Source organism: Enterococcus canintestini (assembly GCF_001885735.1).
GTDB lineage: Bacteria > Bacillota > Bacilli > Lactobacillales > Enterococcaceae > Enterococcus_C > Enterococcus_C canintestini.
Window position 1 is genome coordinate 1 of record NZ_JXKG01000039.1, and the last position, 7,390, is coordinate 7,390.

General features: G+C 34.9%; 1 protein-coding gene and 2 pseudogenes. All 3 read right to left on the reverse strand.

Annotation, left to right across the window (positions count from 1 at the left end):
* Positions 1–634 precede the first annotated feature (634 nt).
* Positions 635–1,082 (reverse strand): annotated as a pseudogene (gene tnpA / locus RU96_RS13365) (IS200/IS605 family transposase).
* A 289-nt stretch (positions 1,083–1,371) separates the two neighbouring features.
* Positions 1,372–1,826 (reverse strand): annotated as a pseudogene (tnpA, locus tag RU96_RS12430) (IS200/IS605 family transposase).
* A gap of 442 nt (positions 1,827–2,268) precedes the next feature.
* Positions 2,269–7,390, reverse strand: a 5,122-nt coding sequence (locus RU96_RS12435) for an endo-alpha-N-acetylgalactosaminidase family protein (protein WP_071865795.1), incomplete at its 5' end; no start/stop codon positions are given.

The window sequence follows — 7,390 nt, forward strand, 5'->3', positions numbered from 1 at the left end:
GAGCTATGAATTATTCAGGATAGGGTTAGAACTACAAAAAACTTCTTTTTCTGTACAGAGTGTCGGACTATCTTTAATATGTTACATAAGGTGGAGTTCTCCCTATGTGACTTTCGCTCTCTCCTTTTACTTGAATAAAGAATTGATTTCCCTTGAGATGTCTCTTACACATCACTCGTTCATAATGTCTCTAAAGAGAGTAAAATCATTGGCTTTGTAAAAACTATCTACGTTGTTGGCAATCCGTCTTATTCCTTTTTTGCCTTAATATTTCATACATTGACTGACTCTGAGGTAATCTCTGCCTATTCTTGACATATCCTTTACGCTGGCACAATCGATACCTCTCTGTTTTACTGCGTTCATCACTGTATAAATTCTGAACGAGTAAACTGTATTTCGCTTATTTCATCATCAATAAAATGAACGGTGTTTTCCAAATGATTTTTATAGAGTTCATTAGCTTTTAACAGGATTCCTTTTTGTTTATCGTCTAGTGTTTCCAAGACTTTTATCATAAATCATAAACACCTTTTGGAGGGTAGTTTGCACTGAGGCTATAAGCCTCTACTACTAGTCAGTACCTCAAGGTGCTGGTTTTATCACTTTCACTTCCTTTTAAGAGGAAATTATCCTACTTTTTAACCCTTAAATTAAAAGGGTCACTGTATTTTGGAACACTCAGTTTATTAAAACCACATCACCCTTTGATTATATTCCTTTATTGTCGCTTCTTAAGACCACATGTGCTTACACAATGTCCCTGTGCCTCAAAATGGCGGTTTCTAAACCTATCTTTCAAATTTGCATGTTTGTCGAATATCATCATGGTGCTTTCCCCTTTTAGATCTCTCATGAGACTCGAAACACTTATTTTGGGCGGAATACTTAGCAATATATATATATGATCTGGCATTACATTGTCTTCAATTATTTCACTCCTTTGTAGCTCTACATAGGCGCTTGATTATTTCTTGCAAATCAGCTCTATATTGATTATAAATGATCTTTCTTCTATACTTTGGAGTGAATGTAATAGGATATTTACGTCCCTGCTTTGTATAAGCAGAGCTACTACTTATGAACCATTTGAATCTCTTCTTTCCGTTATTATATGGCCTAACTAACTACATTTTAACGCGATTAAGGAGTTTTTTAGTAGGACTTTTTATTATTCTACTCTCATATCAGGTGTTTTTGGTTCGCATACTCCACCACTAGAGCCAAAGACATAAAAAAGAATCCGCTCAAGCAATACATTTGGGCGGATTCCCAAGTAAATAGCCCTAGAAGGGCTCGTTACCTGCTGCTCCCTTTAAGAGAGCTTTTTTAGAGACCGCCAACCGCTACCTTTCTATTCTTATCTAGTTGTTACTTCCTAAATGGATCTTTATACTCTCTTTTGTTTATACTATCCCTTACTCGATCTTCTGCTTCTTGTTCTCGTATATACTTAGCTATCGTTTTTTGGTTCAGTCCTACAGTGCTCACATAATAGCCTTTTGACCAAAAGGATCGATTTCCATAATTGTATTTTAAATTCGCATGACATTCATGAATGATTACTGCACTTCTTCCTTTTAAGAAACCCATAAAACCTGATACACTCAACTTTGGTGGAATTCTTACCAACATATGGATATGGTCGGGCATTGCATGCGCTTCAATGATTTCGACTTCTTTCATCTCACACCATTTTCTTAGTATTTCCCTATATCTCGCCTCAATTGACCATATATTACTTTTCTTCTATATTTTAGTGTGGACACAAGATGATACTTACAATTCCAACGAGTATGTGCTAAACTTTTATCGTCGTTCGCCATTCAAAAACTCCTTTCGACTTGATAACGGTTGGTAGCCTTTATCTATTATATCGAAAGGAGTTTTTATCGCTAAAGCTCTGACCTCTACGCGCAGTACGAGTGTTTTTTTGTTGAAATCTCTTTAGAGATTTCAACTGACTAAAGTCATTAATAAAAAAACATCTAAAGCAGAAAATCAATTCTACCTTAGATGTTCGTATATCACTCTATCCGTCCTATTTGACAAAGAGCCTTTATTCTGTTGAAATTCTTCACCAACACTCATTAACGAAGAGCCATTCAATTTGATTTTCAACAATAAACTATTAACCTAGAGCCAAATGGACGTTCTCGCTATGTTCACTATCTCCCTTTACAAAGTTTAGATTCAAAGAAGCCTTTATTGTCCCTATGAGCGGTTTGCTATAGGCAAAATTGGAACTTACTCAATAAAATTTATAAGCTAGAATTTATTTCCCCTCTTACTCCAACCCTTACAACCAATCATTGTAATTATTAAGGAAAAAAATAATAGAAGACCACCAAGCCATCCCTTATTAGAAACTTCTCCTGTTTTTGGAAGTAATTGGTACCTATTGTTGGATTGCTGATTATCCCTCGATAATTTTCTAACTTTTTCAGAAAAATCATCTTCGAAATCATCATGTAGTGTCTCGCCCTTACTTACTTTCTTTTTGTCGGATTTTGTGATTATGGGCATAGATTGATATTTATTATTGAATTGCTGAACGTCCTGCGATAATTTTCTAACTTTTTTAGGATCGCCTTCAAAATCGTTTATCTTTTTCTCTATCGGTGTTTTGGGATCATCAATCAAGCTATTCAACCTATTTACTAAGGTTATTAATATATTTTTCGTTATTAAATTATATTTGTCATAAAGATTGAACTCTGAAATAATAGACTTGACCTCATTATTGTTTTCTCCCATTTTCTTTCCAACTGATAATATATTATCTATCAAAATCGTTCTATCAGGTTCTACACTTTCTTCTGTCTGTAACATGAATTTCAATTCTGCAGCAGAAACAAATTTATTTGGAATATCCCCATAAGACTCTTTTGCTATAAAGTTAATTGACGTAACCTCAATCGGCTGTTCAAATAGTATACTTTTTTCGTTACTATCATTTCCCCATTCAGAAAATTCAAACGTAATGAATTCTCCTGATATATCTGTTACTTCTAATACACCTGATTTAACACGCCCATTTTTTCCAGATAGACGAGGAACATATACAAATCCCTTAATACTTGTGGGAACTTTTAAGTCAATTTTTACAGGTTTATCAATTGCTATATCGTCATATTTACTGTGCCAATTTGTATTGGTATCGCCATCAAAAGCCAATTCTATTCCCTTCCCAGGTTGTTCATTCGCTCCCATACTGTCAATATCACTTTTATCTATATAGAGTTTTTTAAGAACCAGTTCTTCTTTTTTCTTTCTTATGTCCTCTATTAGTTTATTTACTTCATCTAAGGTTAACACGCGTGGGTCAGCCGTTAAAATTCTACCCAATGCTTCTTTATATCTATCTGAAGTTTCCTTCGTGAATAAAGAATCATCAAATGGCAGGAATTCTTCAACAGCAAATTCCAGTTTAGTAGCCGGTGTCACCTTAACTTCTTCCACAACCAAATTATCCATCACAAAATCAAGATATCCGCCAAAATTAGCTGCATTCCCCTTAACCCCATGTGTATTGGCTGCTGCTGCTGTAGAAAATACACCAATCCATGTATTTCCATTTTCACTACCCGTTACATAATAACTTGCTTTTCCCGGTTTTTCACTATTGGTCCAAGTATTTTTCAAAGGATACATTGTTAATTCAGAAGGATCATTTTGATATTGACCATTCCCTATAACAAATGCATACGTATCATCTGAACCAGTTTCATAATCAAAACTTACTCGATAAACTTTTCCCGGTTCAAATCGGAAATTATGTGGAACAGTTTGATAAAGAAGTTTATTACGAGCTACCAATCCATTTGTCTTAAGTGACCAATTGCCCTCAATAACATCAGATATTTTTTTCCCATTCCATCCTCGTTGGGTATAAGGAGGATTTTTTTCTGAAAGATGGGTTCGATTATCACTTACACCTTCAACTCCACCTATTACAAAAGGATAGATTCCTTGTGGAACATTTTCAAAATCCTGTTTAAATATTCCCTTCTCACTGTCGTGTGAGCCATTAAACATTATAGAATTATTTTCAAAAATTCGAATATCATCAAAATAAGTTGCTTCTTCTCCTGCATCTCTTGAGAGAATCAACATTACATTCTCTACATTTTCTCCAGTTGTAAAATAAATATACATATTTTGGAAAAAACTAAGGTCATTAATCGTTGCATTATTTTTTAAAGTATTATGAGCATAAGCTTTAACAAAGTTTAAAGCAATAGAACGACCCGTTGCATTACTAAACGTCTTTTCTCCTGTATCCACAGAAATTTCTGCAATTGAATCGCTACGATTGTCTACTCCAACGTATACAGCATAATTAGTATTTGGCTTCAGCCCACTTAATTTTTGAGTCAAACTCACTTTTTTATTATTATTCATAATCCTCAACATCGGATTATCTCCTTGCGAACGAACAATCTCAGCTTTATCCCTTTCGCCTTTTATATTCCAATCTCTCAATGTGCCACTGTTAAATCCTTGGTCAACTATATGCATACCTTCTGACCAAACTACTTTTTCATTACTATGCGGTGTACGATAAATTACATACGGGGTCTCTATACTTACATCAATCGTAATCTTACCATCCACAACCTCTACAATAGTTTCATCTGTTTTCCCAAGATCTGTCAATTTATACAGATAGACTTTATTTACCAACCAGTCACTTGGTAACTCCCATGTAGTACTACCTGTTGTGGTATTATAATAATAAAGTTTTTGGTCATTCTTAGATAATTTACTGCCATCACTCGCCCAATCCCACGGAATAAGATATGCAGAGCCATCATAGATTTTGCGACCATCTAGCGTCATTATACGTTCTCTATAACCAACATCGCGCACATCATTAGACTTTCTAGAAATAACTAACCTTCTATCTTCTTCATCTTTTAGTTTTATTTCCAATTCAGGAATCCATTCGTAACTTTCACCATTATCCTCCATAAACACAGGCGTTCCATTTTCCCAATTTGTCACTTGAAAATGTTGAATAAATTTTGTTGGAAGATTACTCTTAAACAACGTTTTTATATACCCAGCATAATCACTACGCCCTTGCCATCCTTCAAAATCTTTCATATCATATCCACCAAGAAGTGGATTATTTGCTGCCCCACCATAAGAAGGATAATCTCCAATCCATGAATCTTTTTCGTGATTACGAATAAAACGTACAATATTAGAGTTAATTCCCTTTAATGAATAGCCGCCATAAGTTAAATCGGCTGCCCAATGCTGAAATGTAGAATCATACTCTCCAGCATATCCCCATTCAAAAGCTGCTCTCCATCCATTATCGTTTAATTCCCTTGCCAATTGATGAGTAGCCCACGCACTATTATCTCCTGATTGACCATTTCCCCATACGTCTACATATACAAAATCAAGACCTTCTCCAAGAACTTCTTTTAAATCTTGGAATCGCTTGAATCTACCATGTCCCAAATCATACGAAGCATCAATATTAATCCCTTGGTCCAACCAATTCCAACCATAGCTATATGCTCCATCAGAATTCTTTTTTAAACGTTCTGGATTAAAATACTTGGATTCTGGATATGTTTCGGAGGCATTAACGTGAATTCCTAACCGTGCCCCATATTTTTCAGATAATTCTATAAGTTTTTTAAAGTCTTCTGCACCACCTATCCTTTTTCCAATATCAGCATAATTTAAATGTCCAGAATCATGTCCTTCACTCCCATATCCTTTTAACAAAATTGACTGTCCAAGCCCATCAGTATGCAAGCTAATCTTTTTAATACCATCGAGGGTAGTTAAAAAGGGATTCTGAGCTTGTGAGCCAAAGTTCATAGCAATACGATACGCAACCAAGTCAGGAACGTCCTCCGAACCCTTGGCAGAATGCATGATTTGTCTGTAAGCAATAGCACCATCTTGCCAGTCTACTACTTCATCCTCATTTAAATCTCTTGTAATGATCACTTTAGCATTAGGTAGCTCAATTGTACGCTCATCATAAACTTGACCCTTATAATGCCTTTGATAAATAAATGGGGCACTTGATATTCCAAGATAATTCTCACCGTTAATTGTTACCTTATCAATTGTTAGTCGAGTATAATCATTTGCTCCACCACCATAACTCCACTGAGAATTAGACCAAACACCCGCTGCTAATTTATTATTAGATACAAATCCATACATGAATCCTATCGGCGGAATGTCCTCCATTGGATTTGTAACATTAATATGAACATCCCCTCTTTTATGAGTATTAGTAGACATTCTGGCACCATCAAAAGCAGCTTTGTCATCTTTACTAGACACAGAAACTAAATAATTACCCGGAAACTCAATTGTTTCAATTAATTTTCTTGTATCATCTATTATTTCCCCCATAACAATTTTATTGTAATTGATAACTTTAACAACCTCAAAATGCAGTTCATTATTTACAACTTGAAGTTGAACTTCTATTTCTGCATTAATTAAATGTTCCAAATTTTTCAATTTCATCTTATATACTGCTGTAGAATCATTGATTTTTTCAAAAGAAGTTATAGGAGCCACATCAATTCCATTGATTTTGACAATATCAAGAGGGTAGACTTGCCCTGGAAGAATATCCTTCCCAACATGATACTCTTTTACTCTAGGGAATTGAACATCAATCACTGCTTCTATCTGATCCGTTTTTATCGTGTTATAAGTGATTTTAGAATCATCTACAGTAATTCCCAATTCCTTTTCCTTAGATATGTTCGAAGTGGCAACATTTGATTGATTATCCGTTTTTATATCCACTTTCGTTATTTCGTTCCCAAATGTGCCCAACTTTAAAGCAATTATTTTATTTTCTTTTAAAGTGTCCATCACATTTTTAGGTATATTATAAGTATCAAAAAGATTTTCGCCGTTAACACTCGCGTTTAGCTGGCCATCTTTTTTTAGACTAATCATTAATTCATTTTTTGAGCCCTTCGTTGGTGCTGACACAGAACGTTTAGTTGTCATCCAAGCAGAATCAACTGCAGATTTGTATTGCCAGAACCATCCTTCTCTATCATACCCAACCATTATATAATTTGGTTGTCCATATTTCAATAAAACCCCAAACCGACCTTCTCCTGGTTCAGATAACTCTACAAAAGACAAATTTACTGTAGCATTCCCTGTATCATCAACCTGTAACCCCTCTTTTTCAAATAAAGCCATCTTTTCCCCATTATCATTTTCAAAAGTAGATGATAATGTATTATAACGAATTCCTCCCACTTCATTAACTACTACTGTGCCAGGAATTTCTGAAAAAGAAACCCATTCTTTCTTTTCCGTGCTTTCACTATCTGAAATAGTGCTATCCCCATTGGAATTTTCTATTACTACAGCATCTGCC